General features: G+C 66.9%; 27 protein-coding genes. 17 read left to right on the forward strand and 10 right to left on the reverse strand.

Going from position 1 to position 25,541, the window contains the following annotated elements:
- The first annotated feature begins 63 nt into the window (after window positions 1–63).
- Window positions 64–2,688, forward strand: coding sequence for a response regulator (locus ACE3OV_RS09725; protein WP_374326846.1), 2,625 nt, complete (start codon window positions 64–66; stop codon window positions 2,686–2,688).
- Here ACE3OV_RS09725 and ACE3OV_RS09730 read toward each other — a convergent pair.
- Window positions 2,685–3,287 (reverse strand): methyltransferase domain-containing protein, encoded by a 603-nt coding sequence (locus ACE3OV_RS09730; RefSeq protein WP_374326847.1) that lies wholly within the window; start codon window positions 3,285–3,287, stop codon window positions 2,685–2,687. The two genes, ACE3OV_RS09725 and ACE3OV_RS09730, sit on opposite strands and share 4 nt — an antisense overlap.
- Window positions 3,284–3,772: a thioredoxin family protein gene (locus ACE3OV_RS09735; protein WP_374326848.1), complete on the reverse strand. Its 489-nt coding sequence runs from the start codon at window positions 3,770–3,772 to the stop codon at window positions 3,284–3,286. Before ACE3OV_RS09735 ends, ACE3OV_RS09730 begins: the two co-directional genes overlap by 4 nt.
- On the opposite strand from ACE3OV_RS09735, the gene hemC reads away from it, so the two are divergent.
- Genes hemC through ACE3OV_RS09755 form a run of 4 tightly spaced genes read left to right on the forward strand, consistent with a single transcriptional unit; the run spans window position 3,771 to window position 7,700 of the window.
- Window positions 3,771–4,703: a hydroxymethylbilane synthase gene (gene hemC / locus ACE3OV_RS09740; RefSeq protein WP_374326849.1), complete on the forward strand. Its 933-nt coding sequence runs from the start codon at window positions 3,771–3,773 to the stop codon at window positions 4,701–4,703. The two genes, ACE3OV_RS09735 and hemC, sit on opposite strands and share 2 nt — an antisense overlap.
- Window positions 4,694–5,488, forward strand: a complete 795-nt coding sequence (locus tag ACE3OV_RS09745) for a uroporphyrinogen-III synthase (RefSeq protein ID WP_374326850.1) — start codon at window positions 4,694–4,696, stop codon at window positions 5,486–5,488. Before hemC ends, ACE3OV_RS09745 begins: the two co-directional genes overlap by 10 nt.
- On the forward strand, window positions 5,485–6,516 hold the full coding sequence (locus ACE3OV_RS09750) for a uroporphyrinogen-III C-methyltransferase (protein ID WP_374326852.1): 1,032 nt from the start codon (window positions 5,485–5,487) through the stop codon (window positions 6,514–6,516). Before ACE3OV_RS09745 ends, ACE3OV_RS09750 begins: the two co-directional genes overlap by 4 nt.
- Window positions 6,513–7,700, forward strand: a complete 1,188-nt coding sequence (locus tag ACE3OV_RS09755; RefSeq protein WP_374326853.1) for a heme biosynthesis HemY N-terminal domain-containing protein — start codon at window positions 6,513–6,515, stop codon at window positions 7,698–7,700. The genes ACE3OV_RS09750 and ACE3OV_RS09755 overlap by 4 nt, the downstream gene beginning before the upstream one ends.
- A gap of 16 nt (window positions 7,701–7,716) precedes the next feature.
- Here the strand turns inward: ACE3OV_RS09755 and hemF are convergent, their stop codons facing one another.
- The 4 genes from hemF to ACE3OV_RS09775 all read right to left on the reverse strand — a co-directional run bounded on the left by hemF (window position 7,717) and on the right by ACE3OV_RS09775 (window position 11,675).
- Window positions 7,717–8,613: an oxygen-dependent coproporphyrinogen oxidase gene (gene hemF, locus ACE3OV_RS09760; protein WP_374326854.1), complete on the reverse strand. Its 897-nt coding sequence runs from the start codon at window positions 8,611–8,613 to the stop codon at window positions 7,717–7,719.
- Between the two features lie 64 nt (window positions 8,614–8,677).
- Window positions 8,678–9,934, reverse strand: coding sequence for an anion transporter (locus ACE3OV_RS09765; protein ID WP_374326855.1), 1,257 nt, complete (start codon window positions 9,932–9,934; stop codon window positions 8,678–8,680).
- Entirely contained in the window at window positions 9,931–11,151 is a 1,221-nt protein-coding gene (locus tag ACE3OV_RS09770; protein WP_374326856.1) for an exo-beta-N-acetylmuramidase NamZ domain-containing protein, read from the reverse strand. The genes ACE3OV_RS09765 and ACE3OV_RS09770 overlap by 4 nt, the downstream gene beginning before the upstream one ends.
- Complete coding sequence (locus ACE3OV_RS09775) at window positions 11,148–11,675, reverse strand: DOMON-like domain-containing protein (RefSeq protein ID WP_374326858.1); 528 nt, start codon at window positions 11,673–11,675, stop codon at window positions 11,148–11,150. The genes ACE3OV_RS09770 and ACE3OV_RS09775 overlap by 4 nt, the downstream gene beginning before the upstream one ends.
- Before the next feature lie 132 nt (window positions 11,676–11,807).
- Here ACE3OV_RS09775 and ACE3OV_RS09780 point away from each other — a divergent pair, with 132 nt between their 5' ends.
- From ACE3OV_RS09780 to ACE3OV_RS09800, 5 genes are all read left to right on the forward strand, one after another.
- Window positions 11,808–13,172, forward strand: a complete 1,365-nt coding sequence (locus ACE3OV_RS09780; RefSeq protein WP_374326859.1) for a TrpB-like pyridoxal phosphate-dependent enzyme — start codon at window positions 11,808–11,810, stop codon at window positions 13,170–13,172.
- 4 nt (window positions 13,173–13,176) lie between these two features.
- The gene (locus ACE3OV_RS09785) at window positions 13,177–14,037 is read left to right on the forward strand and encodes an SPOR domain-containing protein (protein ID WP_374326861.1); all 861 of its coding nucleotides are present in this window, start codon (window positions 13,177–13,179) and stop codon (window positions 14,035–14,037) included.
- A complete protein-coding gene (gene coaE / locus ACE3OV_RS09790; RefSeq protein ID WP_374327110.1) occupies window positions 14,028–14,642 on the forward strand; it encodes a dephospho-CoA kinase in 615 nt (204 codons plus the stop codon). Before ACE3OV_RS09785 ends, coaE begins: the two co-directional genes overlap by 10 nt.
- Before the next feature lie 73 nt (window positions 14,643–14,715).
- On the forward strand, window positions 14,716–15,474 hold the full coding sequence (gene zapD / locus ACE3OV_RS09795; protein WP_374326862.1) for a cell division protein ZapD: 759 nt from the start codon (window positions 14,716–14,718) through the stop codon (window positions 15,472–15,474).
- Window positions 15,471–15,677: a DNA gyrase inhibitor YacG gene (locus tag ACE3OV_RS09800; RefSeq protein WP_374326863.1), complete on the forward strand. Its 207-nt coding sequence runs from the start codon at window positions 15,471–15,473 to the stop codon at window positions 15,675–15,677. The genes zapD and ACE3OV_RS09800 overlap by 4 nt, the downstream gene beginning before the upstream one ends.
- Window positions 15,678–15,699: 22 nt before the next feature.
- Here the strand turns inward: ACE3OV_RS09800 and ACE3OV_RS09805 are convergent, their stop codons facing one another.
- The gene (locus tag ACE3OV_RS09805) at window positions 15,700–16,656 is read right to left on the reverse strand and encodes a Nudix family hydrolase (RefSeq protein WP_374326864.1); all 957 of its coding nucleotides are present in this window, start codon (window positions 16,654–16,656) and stop codon (window positions 15,700–15,702) included.
- Window positions 16,653–17,534 carry an ATP-binding protein gene (locus tag ACE3OV_RS09810; RefSeq protein ID WP_374326865.1) on the reverse strand — a complete coding sequence of 294 codons (882 nt, stop codon included), beginning with the start codon at window positions 17,532–17,534 and terminating at the stop codon, window positions 16,653–16,655. Before ACE3OV_RS09810 ends, ACE3OV_RS09805 begins: the two co-directional genes overlap by 4 nt.
- A 45-nt stretch (window positions 17,535–17,579) precedes the next feature.
- Here ACE3OV_RS09810 and ACE3OV_RS09815 point away from each other — a divergent pair, with 45 nt between their 5' ends.
- Both ACE3OV_RS09815 and ACE3OV_RS09820 read left to right on the forward strand, forming a co-directional pair.
- A complete protein-coding gene (locus ACE3OV_RS09815) occupies window positions 17,580–18,794 on the forward strand; it encodes a murein transglycosylase A (protein WP_374326866.1) in 1,215 nt (404 codons plus the stop codon).
- A 153-nt stretch (window positions 18,795–18,947) separates the two neighbouring features.
- Window positions 18,948–20,150: an ammonium transporter gene (locus tag ACE3OV_RS09820; protein ID WP_374326867.1), complete on the forward strand. Its 1,203-nt coding sequence runs from the start codon at window positions 18,948–18,950 to the stop codon at window positions 20,148–20,150.
- 299 nt (window positions 20,151–20,449) lie between these two features.
- Here ACE3OV_RS09820 and ACE3OV_RS09825 read toward each other — a convergent pair whose 3' ends face one another.
- Both ACE3OV_RS09825 and ACE3OV_RS09830 read right to left on the reverse strand, forming a co-directional pair.
- Window positions 20,450–21,040, reverse strand: a complete 591-nt coding sequence (locus ACE3OV_RS09825; RefSeq protein ID WP_374326868.1) for a mobile mystery protein B — start codon at window positions 21,038–21,040, stop codon at window positions 20,450–20,452.
- A complete protein-coding gene (locus tag ACE3OV_RS09830) occupies window positions 21,040–21,498 on the reverse strand; it encodes a mobile mystery protein A (protein ID WP_374326869.1) in 459 nt (152 codons plus the stop codon). The genes ACE3OV_RS09825 and ACE3OV_RS09830 overlap by 1 nt, the downstream gene beginning before the upstream one ends.
- A 401-nt stretch (window positions 21,499–21,899) precedes the next feature.
- On the opposite strand from ACE3OV_RS09830, the gene ACE3OV_RS09835 reads away from it, so the two are divergent.
- From ACE3OV_RS09835 to ACE3OV_RS09855, 5 genes are all read left to right on the forward strand, one after another.
- Window positions 21,900–22,325, forward strand: a complete 426-nt coding sequence (locus tag ACE3OV_RS09835) for a cytochrome c (RefSeq protein WP_026687462.1) — start codon at window positions 21,900–21,902, stop codon at window positions 22,323–22,325.
- A gap of 34 nt (window positions 22,326–22,359) precedes the next feature.
- Complete coding sequence (locus ACE3OV_RS09840; protein WP_374326870.1) at window positions 22,360–23,739, forward strand: cbb3-type cytochrome c oxidase subunit I; 1,380 nt, start codon at window positions 22,360–22,362, stop codon at window positions 23,737–23,739.
- Window positions 23,740–23,866: 127 nt separating this feature from the next.
- Window positions 23,867–24,448 carry a cytochrome c oxidase subunit 3 gene (locus tag ACE3OV_RS09845; RefSeq protein WP_374326871.1) on the forward strand — a complete coding sequence of 194 codons (582 nt, stop codon included), beginning with the start codon at window positions 23,867–23,869 and terminating at the stop codon, window positions 24,446–24,448.
- A complete protein-coding gene (locus ACE3OV_RS09850; protein WP_374326872.1) occupies window positions 24,435–24,731 on the forward strand; it encodes a cytochrome C oxidase subunit IV family protein in 297 nt (98 codons plus the stop codon). The genes ACE3OV_RS09845 and ACE3OV_RS09850 overlap by 14 nt, the downstream gene beginning before the upstream one ends.
- The gene (locus ACE3OV_RS09855) at window positions 24,728–25,537 is read left to right on the forward strand and encodes a CbbQ/NirQ/NorQ/GpvN family protein (protein WP_374326873.1); all 810 of its coding nucleotides are present in this window, start codon (window positions 24,728–24,730) and stop codon (window positions 25,535–25,537) included. Before ACE3OV_RS09850 ends, ACE3OV_RS09855 begins: the two co-directional genes overlap by 4 nt.
- The last annotated feature ends 4 nt before the right edge of the window (window positions 25,538–25,541 follow it).

Raw genomic sequence — 25,541 nt, forward strand, 5'->3', positions numbered from 1 at the left:
CTTTGGCGGGGCTTGCGCGCATAATCACCAAATTTGCAATCATTGGCAGGGGGCGCGACCAGGATGAAGGAAGAGCGACGCCACATCGTTGCCCTGGTGCTGCTACCGACGCTGCTGTCGCTGGTCCTGCTCCTCTTCTTCCTGCGCGCCTCCTTGCTTGATTGGGCAGTGCAGCGCTGGATCGACGACAACCGAGCCTTCGTTGCCGCGCTGGCGGCAAGGCTCGACGCCGAGATCGAACAGCCGCTGCAATTGCTGCGCCTCGCCGCGCAGACGCGTGCCTTCCGCGATCTGCCGGCGCTGGCGCAGATCGATCGCAGCATCAACGGCATTCCCGAAAGCGTCGATCCGGAAAAACACGAGATTCTCGAAAACCTGCGCCGCCAGGGTAATTTCTCTGTCCTCTTCGTGCTGACGCCGGAGGGCGATCACTACATCTCGCATCCCTTCAGCGTGCAGCGCGCGCTGCGCAAGTACAACCTGGCCGACCGGCGCTATTTCCGCGATGCGGCGCACAGCGGCGAGGCCGTGGTGTCAGGGGGCTTCCTCGGTGCCGACGGGGTGCCGGCGGTGGCAATCGACGTCCCGGTGCGCGACGCCACGGGGCGCATCGTCCTGCACCTGGGCGGCGTCCTTCACCTGAGCCGCCTGGCCGACCTGCTGGTCGCCGAGCACATCGCGCCCTTCGAGCACGCCGCACTGTTTGACGCTGCCGGTGCCAAGGTTGCCGACTCCGGCGCCGGCGCCAGCGCGGGCCAGGCGCCGGACCGCTCGCTGGCGGGCAAGGACGGGGTCGAACGTTTCACCGATGGCAGCGGCGAACCCTGGTTGCGCTTCGTCGTGCCGCTGGCTCACGGCTGGCACCTCAGTCTGGAGCGCAGCGAGCGGGCGCTGAGCGCGGCGATCGCACCGCAGGTGCAGCGCGTCATCCAGTCGGTGGCGCTGATGGTGCTGGTGCCCTGTCTGATCGGCATGCTTCTCGCCTTCCGTTTCAGTCGCCGCTGGCGGCGCGCCGACCAGGCCTTGCGCGAGGCCAACGCCGCCCTCGAACAACGGGTGGCCGAGCGGACCGAAGCCCTGCAGTTGTCCGAGCTGCGTTACCGCAAGCTCTTTGAATCGACCGCCGAATGCGTCCTGATTCTCGACGGGCCGCGTATCGTCGATTGCAATCCGAGCGCACTGGTCTTGTTTGGCGCCAGTCGCCGCGAGGACCTGCTGGGGCGCACACCGGTCGGCCTGTCGCCGACCCTGCAGGAAGATGGCGAAGCGTCACAGGCCCTGGCTGAGCGCCTGATCGACGAGACCCGGCTGGGCGGCTTTCCGCGTTTCGAGTGGACGCACCGGCGTCTCGACAACGGTCGCAGCTTCGTCGCCGAAGTCATGCTTGGCGCGATCCGGCTGGCTGATCGCACGCTGATCCAGTGCAGCTTGCGCGATGTCACCGAAAGACGGCGCATCGAAGCCGAGCTGGCGGCACATCGTGGGCATCTCGAGGAACTGGTCGAGCTGCGCACCCGCCAGCTGGCACAGGCCAAGCAGGCGGCGGAGACGGCGAGTGTCGCCAAGAGCGCTTTCCTGGCCAACATGAGCCACGAAATCCGGACGCCGATCAACGCCATCCTCGGCATGGCCCGGCTGGTCCGCAAGGGCGGGCTGGACGAGCGGCAGGCCGGGCAGATGGACAAGCTGGAAGCGGCGAGCGGGCATCTGCTGGAAATCATCAATGCGGTGCTCGACCTGTCGAAGATCGAGGCCGGTCATTTCGTCCTCGAATCACTGCCGCTGCAGCCGGCGGCGCTGGTCGCCAATGTTCTGTCGATGGTACACGAGCGCGCCCAGGACCGCGGCTTGTCACTGCGCAGCGAGGTGGCCACGCTGGCGCAGCCCCTGCTCGGCGACCCGACCCGGCTGCAGCAGGCCTTGCTCAACTACGTCAGCAACGCGCTGAAATTCACCGAGCGCGGCGGGATCGTCATCCGGGTTCTGGTCGAAGGCGAGGACGAAGCAGCAGTCAGCCTGCGTTTCGAGGTCGAAGACAGCGGTATCGGCATACCGGCGGAAGTGTTGCCACGATTGTTTTCCGCCTTTGAGCAGGCCGATGCCTCGACCACCCGGCATTACGGCGGCACCGGCCTGGGCCTGGCGATCACCCGCCGGCTGGCCCGGCTGATGGGCGGCGAAGCCGGCGTCAACAGCCAGCCCGGGCAGGGTAGCACCTTCTGGTTTACGGTCCGCCTGGCGCGCGGCGCCAACGTGGCGCCTCCACCACCCGGCCTCGACGAGGCCGAAACCCGGCTGCGCCGCGATTACGCCGGGCGGCGCGTGCTGCTGGTCGAGGATGAGCCGGTCAACCGCGAGATCGCCGTGCTCCAGCTGGAGGATTTCGGCCTCGTCGTCGATGCTGCCGAGGACGGCGAGCAGGCTGTGGCGATGGCTGAGGCGGGGGCTTACGACCTGATCCTGATGGACATGCAGATGCCGCGCCTGGACGGCCTGCAGGCAACGCAGGCGATCCGCCGCCTGGCGGGTTGCGCGACGCTGCCGATTCTGGCGATGACCGCCAATGCCTTCGCCGAGGACCGGCAACGCTGTCTTGACGCCGGCATGGACGATTTCCTGGCGAAGCCGGTGGTGCCGGAGCGGCTGGCCGAAATGCTGCTGCGCTACCTGTCTGCTGGCGCGCCTTAACGCCGGCGCCAGACCTGCCAGCGTTCGCGGCCGGCAAAGACCGGGATCGAGTCGCTGACCGGCTGGTCCTCGATGCACAGGAAGTCGGCTTCGAGCAGCGCGCTGAGCTGCTCTTGCCGGATGCCGAAGGGCGGACCCTTCAACTGGTCGCAGACGAAGAAATAGCCGGCAAGCAGGGCGTCCGGCGGCAGCAGCGCGGCGACCTGGCGCGCCCAGTCGTCCCACAGCTTGCGCGGCAAGGCACAGAGGAAGGCGCGCTCGTAGATCAGTTCGAGCGGCCGTGGCGGCTGGTAGGCGAAGAAGTCGCCGCAGACCAGGTCGACCGCTGCCGTGCCGAGCACGGCGCGCGCCTTGTCCACCGCCACCGGCGAGAAGTCGAGCGCCGTCACCGGCCAGCCGGCGCCGGCCAGGAAAGCCGCTTCCCAGCCGCTGCCGCAACCCGGAACCAGGGTTTCGAGCGGCGCCCGGGCGGCGACGAAGGCGGCGAAGTCGGCGGGAACGCCGCCGGCATCCCAGGGAATGGCGCCGGTGCCGAAGCGGCTGCACCAGAAATCCGGGTGTTCCGGACGTTGCGTGGTCGGTTTGACGATGTCGTTCATGGTTTTTTCAGGGCGAGAGTCGACTGCTCGACGGCGTCCTCGAGGTAAGTCTGGTAGAAATCCGGCAGCCGGGCGCCGACGATCGGCGGGTGCAGGCGGCGTCCGCCCGGTCCGTAGAAAGCGACCACCGGCACCAGCTTGACCTTTTCGGCGGCGGCGAAGGCGGCGTGGGTGGTCGGTCGGCCGGCGAAATCACGTAGCGCGGCGTCGCTGTCCTGGCGCAACTCGCGGATGACGACCCGCTTGCCGTAACGCGGGTCGGCGGCCAGTGGCTGCAGGTAGTCGCGCTTCACGGTCTGGCAGAAGCTGCAGTCGGCGCGGCTGAAAATGACGATCAGCGGGCCACCGGCGCGGGCCGCGGCAGCGGCTTCGGCATCCAGCGCAGCGGCCGCCGGCAGCGCTTCGGCGGCCGGGGAGGCCAGGGGGAGGCATGCTAGAATCAGGGCCCCGATCAGCCTGACCCCGTCATTCCAGGATTGCCTCATGTCTGCTCCTCAGAAAATTGTCATCGCCACCCGTGAATCCCGTCTCGCCATGTGGCAGGCCATCCATGTCCAGGGGCGTCTGGCGAGTTTAAATCCGGCCTCGGAAGTTGTCATTCTCGGCATGACCACGCGCGGCGACCAGATCCTCGACCGCCCGCTCGCCGAAATCGGCGGCAAGGGCCTGTTCATCAAGGAACTGGAAGTGGCGATGCAGGCCGGTGAGGCGCATCTCGCCGTGCATTCGATGAAGGACGTGCCGATGACGATGCCGGAAGGCTTCGTGCTGGCTGCCATCTCGGCCCGTGAAAATCCGCTCGACGCCTTTGTCTCCAACAAGTACGCCGGCCTCGACGAACTGCCGGCCGGCGCCGTCGTCGGCACCTCCAGCCTGCGCCGCGAGGCGACCCTGCGTGCCCGCTATCCGCAACTGGTGATCAAGAGCCTGCGCGGCAACCTCGACACCCGCCTGAAGAAGCTCGACGCCGGCGAGTACGACGCGATCATCCTGGCTGCCGCCGGCCTGATCCGTCTCGGCCTGGCCGACCGGGTCAAGGCGGTGCTCAGCGCCGAACAATCGCTGCCGGCGCCCGGCCAGGGCGCGCTCGGCATCGAACTGCTGGCCGGTGATGCCGCGATGGCTGCCGTTGTCGCGCCGCTGAACGATCCGGATACCGCTCACTGCGTCAAGGCCGAACGCGCGCTGTCGCGGGCCCTGGGCGGTTCCTGCCAGGTGCCGCTGGGCGGTTACGCGATCATCGACAACGGCCAGCTCTGGCTGCGCGGCTTCGTCGCCAGCGTCGATGGCCAGCAGATGGTCAGCGCCGAAGTGCGCGGCGCCCCCGACGCCGACGAGACGCTCGGCCTGCAACTGGCCGAGATGCTGCGGGCGCAGGGGGCGGACGCCATCCTCGCCGGGCTGGCTTGCCACTGAAGACGATGGATTCCGGCGCGCTGGCCGGTCGTTGCATCGTCGTCACCCGGCCGCGCGACCAGGCGGCGCCGCTGGCCAAGCTGATCGCCGCCGCTGGCGGCGACGCCCTGCTGTTTCCGCTGCTGGAAATCGCCCCGGCCGAAGATCGCGGCCAGCTTGAGACGCTCGCCCGGCAGCTCGCCGACTACCGGCTGGCCGTCTTCGTCAGCCCCAATGCCGTGAGTCACGCGCTGCCGACCCTGCTTGCCGCCGGCGACTGGCCGGCAACGCTGACCCCGGCCGCGGTCGGCCCGGGCACCGTGCGGGCGCTGGAGGACGCCGGCATCGCCGGTTGCATCGCGCCGCGCGACCGCTTCGACTCGGAAGGCCTGCTCGCCCTGCCCGAACTGGCGCCGGCCGCCGTCGCCGGCTGCCGGGTCGCCATCCTGCGCGGCGACGGTGGCCGCGAACTGCTCGCCGACACCTTGCGCCAGCGCGGAGCGAGCGTCGATGCCGTCACCTGCTATCGGCGCAGCGGCCCGGCCGGCGGCTTCGCCAGCCTGGTCGACGCCTGGGGCGCCGGTCGTCTCGATGCCATCGTCGTTTCCAGCAGCGAGGCGCTGCGCTACCTGGTCGACGGTCTGCCGGCCGAGGGCCGGGCATACTTGCAGCAAACCCCGCTCTTCGTGCCACATGCCCGGATCGCCGAAGCTGCCCGCGTCCACGGTCTGAAACGCGTGGTGCTCACCGCAGGCGCCGACAGCGGCCTGATCCGCGGATTACTTGCTTATAATTGGTGCGCATGAACGCAGAACAATCTTCAACTCCCGCCGTCGAGCCGGAAGCGCCCCGTGTGGCGCCCCGCCGCCGCGGCGCTCAGGGGGCGCTGTGGCTGGTTCCGGCGCTGCTGCTCGGTGGTGTGCTGGCCTGGCATGTGGTCGATAGCAGGCGCGAAATCGACAGCCTGCGCGCCGACGTCAATCGCCGTTTCGCCGATCTTGACAGTGCCGCGCACAAGGAAATGCTGGCCGGCCTGGGCGAGCGCATCGCCACCCTCGAAGCCCGCCAGGAAGCCAGCCGCGATCAGGAAGCGGCACTGCAGGCGCTGTTCCAGGATGTCGCCAGCGGCCGCGAGGCCGCCGATCTGCTCGAAATCGAGCGCGACGTGACGCTGGCCGCACAGCAACTGCAACTGGCCGGCGACGTGCCGGTCGCGCTGCTTGCCCTGCGCGCCGCCGATGCCCAGCTCGCCCGTCTCGACAAGGCCAGCCTGCTGCCCTTGCGCAAGGCGCTGGCGGCCGACATCGCTCGCCTCGACGGCCTGCCGCGCGTCGATCTCGCCGGCATCAGCCTGCGTCTCGAGGAGATGCTGCGCGGCATCGACCAGTTCCCCTTCGCCGCGCATGCCCGGCCGCACGAGGATGCGCCGGTCGCGGTGGTGACCGACGCAGCGCCGGCCTTGCCCTGGTGGCGCCTGGCGCTGGCCGATGCCTGGCAGGAAGTGCGTAACCTGATCCGCATCCAGCGCTTCGACCGCGACGAAGCGCCGCTGCTGGCGCCCGAACAGGGCTTCTTCCTGCGCGAGAACCTCAAGCTGCGTCTGCTCAGCGCCCGTCTCGCGCTGTTCGCGCGTGACGAGGCGAGCTTTCGCAACGATCTGAAGGCGGCACAGGACTGGCTGGGTCGCTACTTTGCCAGCGATGACCGCGCGGTCGCCGCAGCCCTGGCGCAACTGAAGGAACTTGCCGGCGCCGACATCGTCCTCGAACTGCCCGACCTGCGGGCCAGCCAGCAGGCGCTGGAAGCCTTGCGCGACAGCGGGGAAAAACAGTGAAGGGGCTGGCCTGGCTGCTCCTGTTGTTCGCCCTGGCGGTGATCGTCGCGCTTGTTGCCAGCCTCAACGCCGGCTACGTGCTGCTGGTCGTGCCGCCCTGGCGGGTCGAGGTGTCGCTCAACTTCTTCGTGCTGGCGCTGCTCCTCGCCTTTGTCGTCGCCTACGCCGGCCTGCGCACGCTGTCGCTGACCCTGGGCATGCCGGGGCAGGTCAGCGCCTATCGCCGGCGCCAGTTGCGCGAGAAGTCCGGGCAGATGTTCCAGGACGCCGTGCGCCACCTCTTCGAAGGCCGTTTCGGCCAGGCCCTGAAGCGCGCCGGCGAAGCCTACGACGCCGGCCGGGCGCCGGCCCTGGCGGCGCTGATCGCCGCCCGCGCCGCGCAGCGCCTGGGCGAACCGGGGCGCCAGCAGGAATGGCTGGAAAAGGCCAAGCAGCAGGACGCGCGCAACGAAGCGGCGACGCTGATGCTGGAAGCCGAGATGTACAACGAGGAGCGCCGTTTCGCCGAAGCGCTGGCCGCGCTGCAGCGTCTGCAGGGCAAGCAGGGGCGGCACATCGCCGCCCTGCGTCTGGAATTGCGGGCACGCCAGGGGCTCGGCGACTGGGACGGCGTGCTCAAACTGCTGCGCCAACTGGCCAAGCGCGACGCGCTGGCACCGGAACTGGTCAATGCGCTGTCGAGCAAGGCGCATCTGGCCAATCTCGCGCGCTGTGGCTCCGACCGCGCGGCGCTGGTCGCCTACCTGCGCAAGCTGCCGGAGGCGGAACGCAGCCTCAAGGTCGTCCTCGCCGCGGTGCGCGGCCTGGCCGCGGCGGGAGCCGACGCCGATGCGCAGAAACTGATCGAGGAACAACTGGAAGGCAACGACGACGAGGCCTGGCAGAGCGAACTGCCAGCGATCTACGGCAGCCTTGCCGGCGGCGACCAGCTATCGCGTATCGCCCGTGGCGAAGCCTGGCTGCGGCAACGGCCGGCGCACGCCGGGCTGCTCCTGGCGCTGGGTCGGATGTGCGCGCGCCAGCGGTTGTGGGGCAAGGCGCAGAGTTTCCTGGAAGCGTCGCTGGCGGTCGAGGACACCCAGGCCGGCCACCTCGAACTGGCGCGTCTCGACGACCAGCTCGAACGCGTCGACGACGCCAACCGCCACTATCGCGCGGCGGTCGCCCCGAACACGCTGAAGTGAGCCGGCCGCCGCCGGCTCAGAGCCAGTCCTGTGGCTTCAGGAAGACCTCGTAGAGTTCAGCTTCCGGGCTGCCCGGCGCCGGCTGCCAGTCGTAGCGCCATTTGACGACCGGCGGCAGCGACATCAGGATGGCCTCGGTACGGCCGCCCGACTGCAGGCCGAACAGGGTGCCGCGGTCCCAGACCAGGTTGAACTCGACGTAGCGGCCGCGCCGGTAGGCCTGGAAATCGCGTTCGCGTTCGCCGTAGGGCGAGGCACGGCGCTTCGCCAGCACCGGCAGGTAGGCGCTGGTGAAGGCCTGGCCGACCGCCTGGGTCAGCGCGAAGCAGCGCTCGAAACCGCCCTCGTTGAGGTCGTCGAAGAAGACGCCGCCGACGCCGCGCGGTTCGTTGCGGTGCTTGAGGAAGAAATACTCGTCGCACCACTGCTTGTACTTGGCGTAGACATCGTCGCCGAAGGGCGCCAGCGCGTCGCGGCAGGTACGGTGGAAATGCGTGACGTCCTCGCGCTGCCCGTAATAAGGTGTCATGTCCATGCCGCCGCCGAACCACCAGACATCGTCCTCGCCTGCCGTGCTGGCGACGAAGCAGCGCACGTTCATGTGCGCCGTCGGGCAGTAGGGATTGCGCGGGTGCAGCACCAGCGAGACGCCCATCGCCTCCCAGGCACGGCCGGCCAGTTGCGGGCGGACGGCGGTGGCGGAGGCGGGCAGCGCGTGGCCGGTGACGTGCGAGAAATTGACCCCGCCGCGCTCGAAGAAATCACCTTCCTCGATCAGCCGGGAAATCCCGCCGCCGCCTTCGGGGCGCTGCCAGGTGTCGGTCAGGAAAGGCTTGCCGTCGAAGGCTTCGAGTTCGGCGACGATGCTCGACTGAAGGCTGGTGAAGAATTCTTTGAGTTGCGGGTTGGCCATGGATTTCTGCAGATGTTCTGGAAACGACTTGGGGTGCCGAATCGCCATTCGGTTCCCGGGAGTTTTACAAAATCAGCCAGCCCCAGGCGATCGCCAGCGTTAGCGCCGTCACCGGCAGGCCGATGCGCAGGTGCTGGCGCCAGTCGATGGCGATGCCCTGTTTGCGGGCGAGGTCGACGACGATCAGGTTGGCGATCGAGCCGACCAGCAGCAGGTTGCCGGCCAGCGTGCTGACCAGCGCCAGGGTGATGCCAGCCTCCGGGGTTTTCAGGTGCGGCAGCAGCAGCATCACCGCCGGCACGTTGGAAACCAGGTTGGAGAGGCCGACGCCGACCGCGAACAGTGGCCCGCTATCGCCCAGGTGGATGCCGTGGCCGGCCAGCCAGGCAACGGCGATGGCGGCCAGGCCGGTGCCGTCGAAAGCGTGATTGACGACGAAGAGGCCGACGAAGAGCACCAGCAGTTCCCAATCGACGAAGCCCATGACGTGCGAGGAATGGAAACGCCGCGACAGCAGCAGCACGCCGGCGCCGACCAGGGCGGCGACTTCGCGCGGCCAGTCGGTGCACAGGAAGACGACCAGCAGCACGGTGGCGACGGCGAGGCCCTTGGCGGTCTGCAGGCGGTCGAACTCGGGCAGCGCCTCGTCGACCGGGGCGGCGGGCGGCGGCAGGGTGAGGCGGCGCGGCGCGAACACCAGCCAGGCCCACAGCGCGAGCAGGCCGAGCCCGACCGGCGGCAGCGCCCGCCACAGGTAGTCGGCAAAATGCAGTTGCAGCACCGAACCGATCAACATGTTCTGCGGATTGCCGATCAAGGTCGCCGCCGAGCCGATGTTGGCGGCGCAGGCGAGGCCTACCAGGAAAATCACCGGGTCGAGCCGGCGCTCGATGCACAGGCGGGCGACCACCGGCGTCATCGCCAGGCAGACAATGTCGTTGGAGAACACCGCCGACAGCGCGCCAGCGACGAAGATCAGGGCGCCGAGCAGCCAGGGTTCGGCGAGCGGCAGCGCGGCCACGCGCCGGGTGACTTCGGTGTAGAAACCGCCCAGGCGCATCTGTGCTGAAACGACCATGAAGGCGAAGAGCAGCAGGATGGTTGGCAGATGGACGGCACGCGCCGCTTCCTCGGTCGTCATCGCGCCGATGCCGACGACGGCGATGCCGCCGAGCAGCGCGACGCCGCTGCGGTCGAGCTTCAGCTTCGGCAGGCCGCCGAGGAACATGCCGAGGTAGACGACGGCGAAGACGGCGACGATGGTCGTTTGCAGCGGGTGGGTCTCGATGGCGAGCAGCGGCGCGGCGAATTCCGGGCTCATCGGTAGAGCAGGAAGCCTTCGCGTTCGGCCAGCCAGGCCTGTTCGTCGGCGCGCGCGGCGGCGTCGAGATCGGCCGGCGTCGCCGCCGGATCGTCCACCCATTCGCGCAGCAGCGGCGAGCCGTTGATCAGGTCGATGGCCAGGCGCTCGAATTCGTACTCGTAGCCAAAGTCGCGCCAGATCGGGTAGTCCGGGTAGAGGCGGCGGATCGCCTTGAAGGCCAGCGCCTGCAGGCGCCAGGGGCGGAACGCGGCGTGGTCGTAGTAGGGGCCTTCGCTGTGGATTTGCAGCGCCTGGCACAGTTGACCGTGAAACTTGTGGAAGGTCGGCTCGAACCAGCAGACGCGCAGCTTGCCGCCGGTCAGCCAGTCAGGAGCGAGCGCCTGCATCTCGACGAGCACCGCGGCGGCGTCGATGTCCGGCGCGCCGAAGAGGAATTCCAGCGGTCGCGTCGTGCCGCGCCCTTCGCTCAAGGTCGTCCCTTCGAGCATGACGGTGCCGGCGTAGGCGCGCGCCATCGACAGGTTGGGCGCGTTCGGGCTGGGGTTGATCCAGGTCCGCTCGCCGAGCGGCCAGCCGTAACCGGGCGCGACGTCGGGCTGCCAGCCCTGCATCTCGATGACGCGGTAATCGACGTCGAGCTGCAATTGGGCGATGAACCAGGCGCCGAGTTCGCCCATGGTCAGGCCGTGGCGCATCGGCAGCGGGCCGGCACCGACGAAGCTCTCCCAACCCGCGCGCAGCGTGAAACCTTCGGCCGGTCGGCCAGCCGGGTTGGGGCGGTCGAGCACCCAGACTTCCTTGCCGGATGCGGCGGCGGCTTCGAGCACGTAGCGCAGCGTGGTGATGAAGGTGTAGATGCGGCAGCCGAGGTCCTGCAGGTCGACCAGCAGCACGTCGAAGGTTTCCATCATCGCCGCCGTCGGCCGGCGCACTTCGCCGTACAGGCTGAAGATCGGGATGCCCAGTTGCGGATCGACGAAATCCGGCGATTCGACCATGTTGTCCTGCTTGTCGCCCTTGATCCCGTGTTGCGGGCCGAAAGCGGCGGTGAGCTTGAGGTCGGGCAGCGCAGCGAGGGCGTCGAGGCTGTGCGTCAGGTCGGCAGTGACCGACGCCGGGTGGGCGAGCAGGGCGAGGCGGCGGCCGGCGAGCGGGCGGCGCAGATCGGAGTCGGCAAGCAGACGGTCGATGCCGAACAGGAGTTTTTGCGTCATGGCAGGGGCAGCACGAAGCTGGCGGCGAGGTGGAAATCGGGCTGGGCGGCGGCGTGGGCCAGCGCCCAGTAGCTCCTGTCGCCGGCTGGGGTGGCGGCGACGACGCTGAGACCGAGGCGGGCGGCGTTGGCCGGCAACAGCGCGGCGGGAACGGTCGCCATCAGGTACAGCGTGTCGCCGTCGCGGCGGCAGGAAATCTGCGGTGCTGCTGGCGGTTGCCAGCTTTCGTTGCGTTGACGGTAGTCGGCGAAGTCGTACACCGCCCACTGGCCGGACGGCGCGAAGTTGAATTCGCGGTAGGCCGGGCCGTCGGCCACGGCGATGAAGGCTTCGCAGCAGGTGTGCTGCCACAGGCCGTCGGCCGGGCCGGCGACGGCCGGTGGCGGCAGTGCGAGGATGGTGACACCGTGCAGCCGGTAATCCAGCTGCAGTTCGCCGGCGGCCCCACGGCTGGCCGTGACGGCGATCATCAGGCCGGCCGGTGGCGGGCTGGCGGCATGCTGGAGCAGGGGGTGAAAGATCAAGGTCGACACGGGTTGGCGGGCAAAAAACAGGCGCTACTTTACTCCGGATCAGACGGCCGCGCCCTTGGTCCGGGCGGGGTTTTGGAGTAATTTACCGGCTTTGCGGCGCCGACCGCAGGGAGAGAGAAAAACATGACACCGTTGCGCATCAACCTCGAGCAGGAAGAAATCCCCACCCACTGGTACAACGTCGTCGCCGACATGCCCAACCCGCCGGCGCCGCCGCTCGGGCCGGATGGCAAGCCGGTGCCGCCGGAAGCAATGGGGGCGATCTTCCCCGGTCCCATCCTCGAGCAGGAAATGAGTGCCGAGCGCTGGATTCCGATTCCCGAGGAAGTGCGCCAGATTTACGCGCAATGGCGCCCGGCGCCGCTGTGCCGGGCACTGCGCCTGGAGCAGGCACTGGGTACGCCGGCCAAGATCTTCTTCAAGTACGAAGGCGTTTCGCCGGCCGGTTCGCACAAGCCGAATTCCGCCGTGCCGCAGGCCTATTTCAACAAGCTGGCCGGCACCAAGAAGCTGACCACCGAAACCGGCGCCGGCCAGTGGGGCTCGTCGATCGCCTACGCCGGCCAGATGTTCGGCCTGCCAGTGCGCGTCTTCATGGTCAATGTCAGCTACCAGCAGAAGCCCTTCCGCCGCTCGATGATGCAGACCTGGGGCGCCGAGGTCTTCGCCTCGCCGACCAATCTGACCAACGCCGGCCGCGCCGCGCTGGCTGCCGACCCGGAATGCCAGGGCTCGCTTGGCCTGGCGATTTCGGAAGCGGTCGAGGAAGCCGCCGCCGACCCCAATACCTGCTACACCCTCGGTTCGGTGCTCAACCATGTGCTGCTGCACCAGACCGTGATCGGCCTCGAAGCGAAGAAGCAGTTCGCCAAGATCGGCCTCTATCCGGACGTGATCTTCGGGCCCTGCGGCGGCGGTTCCAGCTTCGGTGGCATCGCCTTCCCTTTCCTGGCGGACAAGGCGGCCGGCGACCCGCGCGCGAAAAACCTGCGCTGCGTCGCGGTCGAGCCGACCTCCTGCCCGACGCTGACCAAGGGCGCTTACACCTATGACTACGGCGACGCCTCCGGCTACACGCCGATCATGAAGATGTACACCCTCGGCCACGACTTCATGCCGCCCGGCATCCACGCCGGCGGCCTGCGTTACCACGGCGCCTCGCCGCTGCTCTCGCAACTCTTCCACGAAAAGCTGCTGGAAGCGGTGGCGGTGCCGCAGGTCGGCACCTTCGAGGCAGGCGTCCAGTTCGCCCGCGCCGAAGGCATCATCCCGGCACCGGAATCCTGCCACGGCATCCGCGCCGCCATCGACGAAGCCCTGCGCTGCAAGGCGACCGGCGAAGCCAAGACGATCCTCTTCTGCCTGACCGGTCACGGTCACTTTGACATGGCCTCGTACGACAAGTATTTCGCCGGCAAGCTGGAGGATTACGAGTACCCGGCCGAAGCCATCGTCGAATCGCTGAAGCACCTGCCCCAGGTCGGCTGAGATCGTGAAGTTCATCGTCTTCCTGCTCGTCCTCGGCAACTTGCTGTTCTACGCCTTCAGCCAGGGACTGATCGGTTCGGCGGAGGTTGGTGAAAGCGTGCGCATCACGCAGCAGATCAAGCCGGAAAGCATCCGCATCGTCGCTCGCGGCGAAGCGCCAGCGCTGCCGCAGCCGGCTCCGGCACTGGAAGCCGAAGTGCCGGAGCCGGAGGAAGAGCCAGCGGAAAAACCGGCGCTGACGGCCAAGGAAGCCGCCAAGGCTGCCAAGGAAGCGGCCGCGAAAGAAGCCGCCGCCAAGAAGGAGACAGCAGCCAAAGAGGCTGCGGCCAAGAAGGAAGCGGCAGCCAAGGAAGCAGCAGCCAAGGAAGCAGCAGCCAAGGAGGCCGCCAAAGCCCAGGCGTCGGCGGTCGTCTGTCTGAGCTGGGAAGGCTTGAGTCAGGTCGAGGGCGACCGGGTGCGGCGGGTCCTGGCCGGTGGCTTCGATGATTTCACCTGGCGTGAAACCAGCGTCGAGAACCGTGGCTGGTGGGTGTCGATCCCGCCGCAGGCGAACCGGGCGGCGGCCGAGAAGAAGGCCGCCGAGTTGAAGGCGATCGGCATCACCGATTACTTCATCATTCAGGAAGGTGGTCAGCGTCACGCCATCTCGCTCGGCATCTTCAGCAGCGAGAAGGGCGCCAACGACCATCTGGCCACCTTGCAGGACAAGGGGGTGCGTTCGGCGCGGGTTGCCCAGCGGCCGGACAAGGACGGCAAGGAAAGCAAGCCGCGCCTCGAAATCCGCGGTCCGGCCAGTCGTGCCGACGCCCTGCGCAGCGCGCTCGCTGGCGCCCTGCCGAAAAGCACGCCGAAACGCTGTCCGTGAGCGACTTCGTCGTCGGCCTGACGGGCGGCATCGGCAGCGGCAAGAGTACCGTTGCCGATGCCTTCGTCGAACTCGGCGCGGCGCTGGTCGATACCGATGCCATCGCCCACGAACTGACGGCGCCCGGCGGGGCCGCGATGCCGGCGCTGATCGCCGCCTTCGGGCCGGCGATCGCCGATCCGTCCGGCGCCCTCGACCGCGCCGCGATGCGCCGCCTGGCCTTCGCCGACCCCGGCGTGCGCCAGCGCCTGGAAGGCATCCTCCATCCGCTGATCCGCCAGTTGTCCGACGCCCGCTGCCGGGCGGCGACGGCGCCTTACGTCATCCTCGCCGTGCCGCTGCTGGTCGAATCCGGCAGCTACCGCGAACGCTGCCGGCGCATCCTGGTCGTCGATTGCCCGGAAAACCTGCAGATCGTCCGCGTCATGGCGCGCAACGGCATCAGCGAAGCCGAGGTGCGCGCCATCCTCGCTGCCCAGGCCAGCCGTGAGGCAAGGCTGGCGATTGCCGACGACATCGTGCTCAATGACGGCGAGCGCACAATTCTTTACCGGGCGGTTGCCGAACTGCATGCAAAATATCTTCATCTTGCCGGCAGAACTTAAAGCTGGCTGTTGAGATTTGCTCGCAAATGCCTCAGAATTCAGCAAATTTTTCCGATTTCCGGAACCCGGCCGAGTGATCACCTACGAATACCCGTTCAACGAGCGCATCCGTACGCTGTTGCGTCTCGAAGACCTTTTCGAGAAGACGGCGTATTTCGCTCGGGCCGACGGTCAGCACGAACATCACGTGGCCCTCGTCACGCTGTTCGAAATCCTTGAGGCCGCCGGTCGCGCCGACCTCAAGATGGACCTGATCCAGGAACTCGAACGGCAACGCCAGACCCTGCTCGCCTTTCGCAACAACCCGGACATTTCCGAAGAGGCGCTGTCCGGCGCGCTCTACGAAATCGAACAGTCGTCGGCCTCGCTGCTGGCGATGAGCGGCAAGATCGGCCAGTACCTGCGCGACAACGACTGGCTGATGAGCATCAAGAGCCGGGCGGCGATTCCCGGCGGCGTCTGCGAATTCGACCTGCCGTCCTACCACTGGTGGCTGCACCGCACGCCGGAAGCCCGGCGCAATGCGCTGGAAGCCTGGAGCAAGCCGCTGTTCGCGCTGCGCGACGCATCGGCGATCGTCCTTCGCCTGCTGCGTTCGAGCGGCCGGCCGAAGCAGCATGTTGCCAGCAACGGTCAGTTCCAGCTCAACCTCGGCGGTACCTCGGCGCAGATGGTGCGCGTCGAACTGGCGGCGGAAGAAGCCGCGGTGCCCGAAGTCAGCGCCAACAAGTACTTCCTCAACATCCGCTTCACCAAGCCGCCGCTCAACGAGCTGAAGGCGCGTGGCTGCGAGCGCGACGTCGAATTCAAGCTGACCTTCTGCAACCTGTGAAACCGCCTCGTCTCGTCCGCTGCCCACAGTGCGGCAAGGAATCCCCGTGGTCGCCGGAAAACCGCTGGCGCCCCTTCTGCTCCGAACGCTGCAAGCAGATCGATCTCGGCGCCTGGGCGAGCGAGAGCTACACCATCCCCGGTGCGCCGACCGACGAGGAAACCGCAGCGCCGGGCATCGACTTCAGCAGCACGCCGCGCTGAACGGCGCGCCGCTTCTTCTTTCCTACCAGCCGCGCATCAGCGCAATGCCGTGGGCGCCGTGCTCGCGGGCGCTGTCGCGCAGCGACTCGCGCATGCCGCCCAGGGCGAACACCGGCAAGGTGTTGCCGGCGCAGCGCCGGGCGAATTCCGGCCAGCCCAGTCCGGGGGCGCCGGGGTGGGTCGGCGTCGCCAGCACCGGACTCAAGAGCGCGTAATCCAGCCCCAGTTCGCCAGCGCGGGCGATTTCCGCCGCCGTGTGGCAGGACGTGCCGACCCAGGCGAAATCCGGGCGCGCCACGCAGGCGGCAAGCGCCGTCGCGGAAAGGTGCACGCCGTCGGCGCCGCAGGCGGCAGCCAGCGCCGGGTCGTCGTTGATCACCACCGGCGCGCCGTAGCGCCGCGCCAGTTCGACCACGGCAGCGGCAAAGGTGGCGCGCTCCGTTGCCGGTAGTGTCTTGTCGCGCACCTGGACGAGCGGCGGCAGGACGTCGCCGGAACTCTGCAGGCGGTGTTCCAGTCGAGCCAGCCAGGCCGTCGGCGTCGTTGCGTCGAGCGACGAGACGAGCATCGTCTCGGGCAGCGCCAGGCCTTTCAGGATCGGCCCGTTGGCCGGCAGGATGGGGGCGACGCTGGCCGCCGCGCCGCGCCGCTGCCAATCCACCGCGCTGTGCTCAAGTGGCGCGGTGATGCCGATTTCGCCCTGCCAGGCAGTCACCTGCCAGAAATTCAGGCGTACCGTGGCGTGCGGATAGATATGTTCGCGGGTCAGCCAGGGGTGGCAGGCGGTGACGGTGATGCCCAGTTCCTCCTGCAGTTCGCGCACCAGCGCGTCGCGCACGCTCTCGCCGGGTTCGACCTTGCCGCCGGGGAACTCCCAGTAACCGGCGTAAACCTTGCCCACCGGGCGCTGGGCGAGCAGGAACTCGCTGCCGCCGGCGCGCAGCATCACCGCCGCCGCGACTTCGACGATATCGCTCACGCGCCGCCCTCCGGCTGACGGCCGGCGAGGTCGCGGGCGAACTGCCAGGCCACGCGGCCCGAACGCGAACCGCGCGACAGCGCCCAGTTCAGCGCCTCGCGCTCGCTGCCGGCGATCACCGCTGCGGCGACGCCGAACTCCCGTGCCCAGTGCGCGAAGACCGCCAGGTAATCGTCCTGCGAGAAGGGGTAGAAGGAAATCCACAGGCCGAAGCGTTCGGACAGCGAGACCTTTTCCTCGACCGCCTCGCCGGGATGGATTTCGTCGCCGACGCGCTGCACTTCGAGGTTTTCCGACATGTACTCCGGCATCAGGTGGCGGCGGTTGGAGGTGGCGTAGATCAGCACGTTGGCCGGCGGCGCCGCGACCGAACCGTCGAGCACCGACTTCAGCGCCTTGTAGGCGGTCTCGCCGGCCTCGAACGAGAGGTCGTCGCAGAAGATGATGAACCTCTCCGGCCGCCCGTCGACCAGGTCGACGATGTCCGGCAGGTCGACCAGGTCGTGCTTGTCGACCTCGATCAGGCGCAGCCCGTCGGCTGAAAATTCGTTGAGCACCGCCTTCACCAGCGAGGACTTGCCACAGCCGCGGGCGCCGGTCAGCAGCACGTTGTTGGCGCCGTGGCCGGCGACGAACTGGCGGGTGTTGGCGACGATGCGCGCCTTCTGATCGTCGACCGTCTCGATGTCGGCAAGGCGGATCGGGTGCGGGTAGGCGACGCCCTGCAGCCAGCCGCGGCCGCCACTCTTGCGCCAGCGGAAGGCCACCGCGCCGGCCCAGTCGGGCTGTACCGGGGGCGGCGGCAGGATGCCTTCGAGGCGGGACAGGACGTGTTCTGCGCGGTTCAGCAAGCGTTCGAGTTGGGCGGGATCGATCATCGTCACAGGTATACTCGGGAAAAGTTGCTCACTCTAACCAAAGCCATGTCAAAACTCCAAACCGCCATTCTCGCCGCCACGCTGGCACTGGCCGCCTGTGCCGTGCCGCCGCGCATCGTCTCGCCGGAAACCACGGCCAAGGCGCCGGACTGCCCGCCCTGCGCCGAGGCCGCCGCGGACAAGCCGGCCGCCCCCGCGTTCAGCCGGGTGTTCACGCTGGCCGCCTGGAGCGAGCTGCCGGGCTGGCAGGAAGATGACCTGAGCGCCGCCTGGCAACCTTTCCTGAAAAGCTGCCAGGCGCTGCGCAGCCGCGCCGGCGGCGCCTCGTGGCAGCAGGCCTGCGCCCACGCCGCCGAGGTCGACGCCCGCTCCGCCGAGGCGATCCGCCGCTACTTCGAGAACGTCATGCAGCCCTACGCGGTATCGACCGACGACCGCAGCGCCGTCGAAGGCATGATCACCGGCTACTATGAACCGCTGCTGCAGGGCAGCCGCCAGCGCGACAAGCGTAACCTTTACCCGGTGCATGGCGTGCCGGACAATCTGCTGACCGTCGAACTCGGCGATCTCTTCCCGGAACTCAAGGGCAAGCGCGTGCGCGGCCGGATCGAAGGCAACAAGGTCGTTCCCTACTGGTCGCGCGGAGAGATCGCCGCCCAGGGCAAGCGCCTGCCGGCCAAGACCCTGGCCTGGGTCGATGACGCGGTCGAACTCTTCTTCCTGCAGATCCAGGGCTCCGGGCGCATCCGCCTGCCCGACGGCAGCCTGCTGCGGGTCAATTACGCCGACCAGAACGGCCATCCCTACCGCTCGATCGGCCGCCTGCTCGTCGACCGCGGCGACCTCAAGCTGGAAGAGGCGTCGATGCAGGGCATCCAGGCCTGGGCGCGGGCCAACCCGGCGCGTCTCGACGAACTGCTCAACGCCAACCCCAGCTACGTCTTCTTCCGCGAAATGCCGGCCAGCGACGATGGTCCGCTCGGCGCGCTCGGCGTGCCGCTCACCGCCGAACGCAGCATCGCCGTCGACCCGCGTTCGATCCCGCTCGGCGCGCCGGTCTTCCTCGCCACCACCCGCCCCAATTCGGCGCAGCCGCTGAACCGCCTGATGCTCGCCCAGGACACCGGCGGTGCCATCCGTGGTGCGGTACGTGCCGACTTCTTCTGGGGCTTCGGCAAGGAAGCCGGCAACCTCGCCGGCCGCATGAAACAGCGCGGCCGCATGTGGGTGCTGCTGCCGCGTGGCTACCCGCTGGACTGAGGCGATGCACGATTGCGGGGCGCGGCCGCCCCGTAATGCACGATAGCGGTGCGCTTTTCAACTTGGTGCAAAATTCAACGCCCTGATTTGAAAAGAAATTAATGCACTGGAATGGTGCTTGCTTTCCACGCCGGATTCGTTCTGGAGGTTTTCATGGATAGCTTTCATTCCGGCAGCAATGTTCTCTTCATCCTGCTCGGCGGCATCATGGTGCTCGCCATGCACGCAGGCTTCGCCTTTCTTGAGGTCGGCACCGTCCGCAAGAAGAACCAGGTCAACGCGCTGGTCAAAATTCTGACCGACTTCGCGATCTCGACCATCGCCTACTTCTTCGTCGGCTACGGCATCGCTTACGGCATCCACTTCTTCACCGGCGTCGACACGCTGATGGAGAAGAACGGCTACGAGCTGACCAAGTTCTTCTTCCTGCTCACCTTCGCCGCCGCCATCCCCGCCATCATCTCCGGCGGGATCGCCGAGCGCGCCCGCTTCTACCCGCAACTGGCCGCCACCTTCCTGCTCGTCGGCTTCGTCTATCCCTTCTTCGAGGGCATCGCCTGGAACAAGATGTACGGCATCCAGGACTGGCTGACGACCACATTTGGTGCGCCCTTCCACGACTTCGCCGGCTCCGTCGTGGTGCATGCGATGGGCGGCTGGATCGCGCTGCCCGCCGTGCTCCTCCTCGGCGCCCGTTACGGCCGTTACACCAAGGACGGCCGGATGTCGGCGCACCCGCCCTCGTCGATTCCCTTCCTCGCCCTCGGCGCCTGGATTCTCACCGTCGGCTGGTTCGGCTTCAACGTGATGAGCGCGCAGACCATCGAGAACATCTCCGGCCTGGTCGCCATCAACTCGCTGATGGCCATGGTCGGCGGCATCCTCGCCGCGCTGGTGCTCGGCAAGAACGACCCCGGCTTCGTCCATAACGGCCCGCTCGCCGGCCTGGTCGCCGTCTGCGCCGGTTCCGACCTGATGCACCCGATGGGGGCGCTGGTCGTCGGCCTGGTCGCCGGCGCCCTGTTCGTCGTCATGTTCACGCTGACCCAGAACCGCTGGAAGATCGACGACGTCCTCGGCGTCTGGCCGCTGCACGGCCTGTGCGGCGCCTGGGGCGGCATCGCCGCCGGCATCTTCGGCAGCAAGGCGCTGGGCGGCGCCGGCGGTGTCGCCTTCATGCCGCAACTGCTGATGACCCTGCTCGCCATCGCCGTCGCCCTGACCGGCGGCTTCGCCGTCTACGGCCTGCTGAAGAAAGTCTTCGGCCTGCGCCTCGACCAGGAAGAAGAATACGAAGGCGCCGACCTCAGCATCCACAAGATCACCGCAACGCCGGAACGTGAGGCGAGCTGGTGAGGCGGTTCTGATGTCGAAAAATAAAGTCCGGCGAAGAAAATGATTTCCGTCGGAAACTGAAACCTATCAAGGCCTGCCTGAAAAGCAGGCCTTGGTTCATTATGCAGTCAGTTCCGAACTGGGGGGGGGCAGGCAAACCCTTTGGCAGGTCCTCGGCCTTTCCGGTCATTCAGCCTGCTGTGAATTCAGTCAGCAATACGAAGATAAGCGCCCCTTTAGGTGCCCATCATTGTATTACCCTATCGACTCAGTCCTGTTTGTCGTAGCAGACGTACGCTGCCGCCGTTGCGAGGATTGAGCTACTTGCGCGCGAAGGCAAGAAGGGGCGCGATGTCGCCCTGGTCAGCTGCTCGTAGGGCGGCCAGGTATTCAGCCCGCAGCTCGCTCTGGCTCACGAGAGAAGCGTATCCCCCGCTACCCCATGAAAACGGTTCCTGCCCCATCTTCCGGAGCAGGAGGTCAGTTATCAAGCGACAGCACCTTCCATTGCCGTTTGGGAACGGGTGGATGAGTACCAACTGGTGGTGAAACCGCGCCACCAGCTCATCCGGGGGTATGGCCTGGTGTTCGACCTGATACCTGGTATTCTCAAGTAAGTTCCGGACGCGCATGGAAATCTGGCGCCAATCGCAGCCGATATTCTTGTCGCTCTTGCGGTATGTGCCGGCCCATGTCCATGTATCGCTGAACATCCGCTTGTGCAGTTCGCGCAGGAATACATCATCCAGGATGTCCTGCTTGAGCTGGCGCTGAGCCCACCGGGCGCCCTTGATGATGTTGAACTGCTCCCACTCATTGAGCTCGCCCTGCGTCGAGACGTGCTTGGGCTTCAGGCCCTCTTTTTCATCCGGGTCGAGCGGGGTCTGCCCGGGCTGGTACGTGAACTCCATCACCACAACTCGCGCCAGTTGCTGTCGAGCAGCTCTTTCGCTATGAGCTCCAGTTGGGCCTGCTGTGCCTTGCTGCCAACGGCCTGATCCTCAAGCGACATGGTGTGCGCCACGGGTAGCATGTGCTTCCGAGCCACGGCCTTTGCCTGGTCCTTAAGCTTGGCCTCCAGAGGTGTTTTCGGCACGAGGACATAGTGCAGCTCGCAGTCGAGCGCCGCGGCAACCCTGCGCAGAGAGGCAAGCGAGATGCTGTCGTCGGCCTCGCTCTTCTCAAGCTTATGCACTGTGGAGTTCCTCACGTGCAGGCGCTGAGCGAGCGACACGGCAGTCATGCCAAGGGCTTCCCGGATGGTCTGTATCCAGCCGCAGGGCGGCCGCGGCGGGAAGGTCTTCTTGAGCCAGGGCTTCAGCTGCTTGTCGGCCTGGCGCAACTGCAGCCAGCGGTAGGACTTGTCCACGATAATCTCCCTCTGGGGCAAAGTCGAAAGCTGTATATTATCCATGCAGGGATAAAAAATAAACATAGAAATATCCCTAAAGGGATATATTTTGATGTTTTAAATCGCCTGATAGGGAAAAATTATAAGTAGAAAAATAGCCCTGTAAGGAGAATGGTTGAAGCGGTAAAGTCTCGATCACTGCCAACGTCTGGGTTGGCCGAGCAACTGACAGCCATTAACCAATGGCAAACATCACAACATTCGTCGCCGTTCCCGCCAGTAGCCTTTCCCACCTGTCAAGCGCTCGCACCCCCCGCCAGCCGGCCGTTTCCGCCGGATTTTCGTTCTTGATGTACATCATGGATGGGCCGCCGGGCTGACGCGGACAATGCGCTCCACACCATCCACAGGAGCGCACGATGAGCGGAACTTTCACGAAATCGATGGCCCGGAATATCTTTTACGGGGGAACGGTCTTCTTCTTTCTCCTATTCCTGGCTCTCACCTATGACACCAACCAGGCCTTGCCGAAGCGGGACAACAGCCAGAATCTGACGCCGGAGGTGATCGCCGGCAAGAAGATCTGGGAGACGCGCAACTGCATCGGTTGCCACACCTTGCTCGGCGAGGGCGCCTATTTCGCGCCGGAGCTCGGCAACGTCTATGTCCGTCGCGGTCCGGACTTCATCAAGGCGTGGATCCAGGCACAGCCGACCGGCGCGCCGGGACGGCGGCAGATGCCGCAGTTCCATCTGAGCGACAAGGAACTCGACGATCTGGTGGCCTTCCTGAAGTACGCCTCCGAGATCAACACCGCCAACTGGCCGCCCAACATCGAAGGCTGAGCCCGCCGAGTTTCGACATTCAAGGAGTATCGCGATGCAATACAAGAGCCAAGCGGTTGCCAAGCCCTATTTTGTGGCGGCAATCGGCCTGTTCGTGGGGCAGATCGTCTTCGGACTGATCATGGGCCTCCAGTACGTGGTCGGGGATTTTCTCTTTCCCGCCCTGCCTTTCAACGTTGCCCGGATGGTTCACACCAACCTGCTGATCGTCTGGCTGCTGTTCGGTTTCATGGGCGCGGCCTACTACATGGTGCCGGAGGAGTCGGAAACCGAGTTGTATAGTCCCAAGCTGGCGATCGGGCTATTCTGGATCTTCCTCGTCGCCGGGGCGCTGACCATCCTCGGTTACCTGTTCGTGCCCTACGCCACGCTGGCCGAGATGACCGGCAACGACATCCTGGCGACGATGGGGCGCGAGTTCCTCGAACAGCCGCTGATCACCAAGATCGGCATCGTCATTGTCGCCCTAGGCTTCCTCTTCAACATCAGCATGACCATGCTGAAGGGGCGCAAGACGGCGATTTCGATGGTGCTGTTGCTCGGCCTGTGGGGTCTGGCGATCTTCTTCCTGTTCTCCTTCTACAACCCGCACAACCTGGTCAAGGACAAGTACTACTGGTGGTGGGTCGTCCATCTCTGGGTGGAAGGCGTCTGGGAACTGATCCTCGGTGCGCTGCTCGCCTTCGTCCTGATCAAGGTCACCGGTGTGGACCGCGAAGTGATCGAGAAGTGGCTGTACGTGATCATCACCCTGACGCTGGTCACCGGCATCATCGGTACCGGTCACCACTACTACTGGATCGGCGCGCCGGAATACTGGCAGTGGTGGGGTTCGGTGTTCTCGGCCCTGGAACCGATCCCGTTCTTCGCGATGACCGTCTTCGCCTTCAACATGGTCAACCGTCGCCGCCGCGAGCATCCGAACAAGGCTGCCGTGCTGTGGGCGCTCGGTACCGGTGTCATGGCCTTCCTCGGTGCCGGCGTCTGGGGCTTCCTGCACACCCTGGCTCCGGTCAACTACTACACCCACGGTTCGCAGATCACCGCCGCCCACGGTCACATGGCCTTCTACGGCGCCTACGTGATGGTCGTCCTGACGCTGATCAGCTACGCCATGCCGATCCTGCGCGGTCGTGCCGCCAATTCGCCGCGGGCCCAGGTGCTGGAGATGTGGAGCTTCTGGCTGATGACCATCGCCATGGTCTTCATCACCCTGTTCCTGACCGCCGCCGGCATCCTGCAGGTCTGGCTGCAGCGTATCTCGACCGCGCCGCTGTCCTTCATGGCGACGCAGGACCAGATTTCGCTGTTCTACTGGCTGCGCGAGATCAGCGGCGTGATCTTCCTGATTGGCCTGGTGATCTACCTGATCAGCTTCTTCGTCAAGGGCGAAAGCCGGGTAGGCGCCCAATAACAAGCGAGTGGATAGTGGTGTTTTCGGGGCGGCGCGAGCCGCCCCTTTTTTGTCCACCTTGGCCGCGGCCGGATGAATTTAGCACGCATCAAAGCCCCGCCCGGAGGCGGCGCCTAGACTGCGCGGCATGCAAGTCGATCTTTCCCTGCCGCCGCCGCGCCACCTAGCCGGCGACCTCGCCATCTGGATCTTCATCCTCGCCGAGCTGCTCGCCTTCGGCGTCTTCTTCGCCGCCTACGCCTTCACCCGCGCCCGCCATCCGGCGCTGTTCGAAGCCGGCCAGCAACTGCTCGACCGCAACGCCGGCGCCATCAACACCCTGTTGCTGTTGACCGCCAGCGCCCTGGTCGTCCGCGCCGTGCAGGGCGCGGCGCGTGGCGACGGCGCCCGGGCGGCGCCCTGGCTGCTCGGCGCCATCGTCTGCGGTTTCGCCTTCCTCGGCGTCAAGGGCCACGAATACGCGCTCGCCTTCGCCGCTGGCGTCAATCTGTCGGGCGGGCCGTTCCAGATGTTCTACCTGTCGCTGACCTTCTTCCATTTCATGCACGTGATCCTCGGCCTGGTCATCCTCGCCGTGCTCTGGCACGGCCTGCGCCGCGGCGACTACGGCCCGGGCGCGATGAACGGCCTGGAAAGCGGCGCCGCCTACTGGCACATGGTCGACCTGGTCTGGCTGATCCTCTTCCCGCTCGTCTATGTCATCCATTGATCCGACTTCCGCCGGCCCGCACGGCACGCCGGCGCGCACCGCGCTGCTCTGGCTGCTGCTGGTTCTCGCCACGCTGCTCACCTGGGCGCTCGGCGAAGGGCAGGGTGGCCCGGTACTGACCGCCGTCCTGCTGCTGCTCGCCATCGCCAAGGGCAGCGTCGTCGCCCTCGAATTCATGGCGCTGCGCCGCGCGCCGCCGCTCTGGCCGGCGCTGATCGTCGGCTGGCTGCTGCTGGTCGGCGTCGTCATCGCCCTCGCTTACTGGAAAGGAATGTCCGCATGAACGCCGCTGCCCCCGCCGCAATCGCCGATCTGGCGCCCTTCTACGAACCCTTTGCCGACGAGGCGACGGTCTTCGAATCGGCCTGGAAGAACCGCCTGCCGCTCTTGATCAAGGGGCCGACCGGCTGCGGCAAGACGCGCTTCGTCGCCCACATGGCGGCGAAGCTGGGCCTGCCGCTGTTCACCGTCGCCTGCCACGACGACCTCACCGCCGCCGACCTGGTCGGCCGCCACCTGATCGGCGACGGCCAGACCGTCTGGTGCGACGGCCCGCTGACCCGGGCGGTGCGCGCCGGCGGCATCTGCTACCTGGACGAGGTGGTCGAGGCGCGCAAGGACACCACGGTGGTCCTCCACCCGCTGGCCGACGACCGCCGCCTGTTGCCGATCGACCGCACCGGCGAACTGCTGGCGGCACCGCCGTCCTTCATGCTGGTGGTGTCGTACAACCCCGGATATCAGAACCTGCTCAAGGGGATGAAACCATCGACCCGGCAGCGCTTCGTCAGCCTGCGCTTCGACTTCCCGACGCCGGAGCGCGAGGCCGCCATCCTGCGCCGCGAAACCGGCTGCGACGCCGACCTCGCCCGTCGCCTCGCCGGCATCGCCGCCGCCCTGCGCCAGTTGCGCGACCACGACCTGGAGGAAGTGGCGAGCACCCGCCTGCTGGTGTACGCGGCGCTCCTCGTCGGCGACGGCATGGACCCGGTGCTGGCCTGCCGCAGCGCCATCGTCGAAAGCCTGACCGACGATCCGGAAGTCGCCGAAGCGCTGATGGAGGTGGTTTCCGCCACCTTCGGCCGCTGACCGG

The sequence above is a fragment of the Azonexus sp. genome, from assembly GCF_041909095.1.
Lineage (GTDB): Bacteria > Pseudomonadota > Gammaproteobacteria > Burkholderiales > Rhodocyclaceae > Azonexus.

Coding starts and splice junctions, on each gene's coding strand:
- ACE3OV_RS09725 (WP_374326846.1), top strand. CDS start 64: ATGAAGGAAGAGCGACGCCACATCGTTGCCCTGGTGCTGCTACCGACG.
- ACE3OV_RS09730 (WP_374326847.1), bottom strand. CDS start 3,287: ATGAACGACATCGTCAAACCGACCACGCAACGTCCGGAACACCCGGAT.
- hemC (WP_374326849.1), top strand. CDS start 3,771: ATGTCTGCTCCTCAGAAAATTGTCATCGCCACCCGTGAATCCCGTCTC.
- ACE3OV_RS09735 (WP_374326848.1), bottom strand. CDS start 3,772: ATGAGGCAATCCTGGAATGACGGGGTCAGGCTGATCGGGGCCCTGATT.
- ACE3OV_RS09750 (WP_374326852.1), top strand. CDS start 5,485: ATGAACGCAGAACAATCTTCAACTCCCGCCGTCGAGCCGGAAGCGCCC.
- hemF (WP_374326854.1), bottom strand. CDS start 8,613: ATGGCCAACCCGCAACTCAAAGAATTCTTCACCAGCCTTCAGTCGAGC.
- ACE3OV_RS09765 (WP_374326855.1), bottom strand. CDS start 9,934: ATGAGCCCGGAATTCGCCGCGCCGCTGCTCGCCATCGAGACCCACCCG.
- ACE3OV_RS09770 (WP_374326856.1), bottom strand. CDS start 11,151: ATGACGCAAAAACTCCTGTTCGGCATCGACCGTCTGCTTGCCGACTCC.
- ACE3OV_RS09780 (WP_374326859.1), top strand. CDS start 11,808: ATGACACCGTTGCGCATCAACCTCGAGCAGGAAGAAATCCCCACCCAC.
- ACE3OV_RS09810 (WP_374326865.1), bottom strand. CDS start 17,534: ATGATCGATCCCGCCCAACTCGAACGCTTGCTGAACCGCGCAGAACAC.
- ACE3OV_RS09815 (WP_374326866.1), top strand. CDS start 17,580: ATGTCAAAACTCCAAACCGCCATTCTCGCCGCCACGCTGGCACTGGCC.
- ACE3OV_RS09820 (WP_374326867.1), top strand. CDS start 18,948: ATGGATAGCTTTCATTCCGGCAGCAATGTTCTCTTCATCCTGCTCGGC.
- ACE3OV_RS09825 (WP_374326868.1), bottom strand. CDS start 21,040: ATGGAGTTCACGTACCAGCCCGGGCAGACCCCGCTCGACCCGGATGAA.
- ACE3OV_RS09835 (WP_026687462.1), top strand. CDS start 21,900: ATGAGCGGAACTTTCACGAAATCGATGGCCCGGAATATCTTTTACGGG.
- ACE3OV_RS09840 (WP_374326870.1), top strand. CDS start 22,360: ATGCAATACAAGAGCCAAGCGGTTGCCAAGCCCTATTTTGTGGCGGCA.
- ACE3OV_RS09845 (WP_374326871.1), top strand. CDS start 23,867: ATGCAAGTCGATCTTTCCCTGCCGCCGCCGCGCCACCTAGCCGGCGAC.
- ACE3OV_RS09850 (WP_374326872.1), top strand. CDS start 24,435: ATGTCATCCATTGATCCGACTTCCGCCGGCCCGCACGGCACGCCGGCG.
- ACE3OV_RS09855 (WP_374326873.1), top strand. CDS start 24,728: ATGAACGCCGCTGCCCCCGCCGCAATCGCCGATCTGGCGCCCTTCTAC.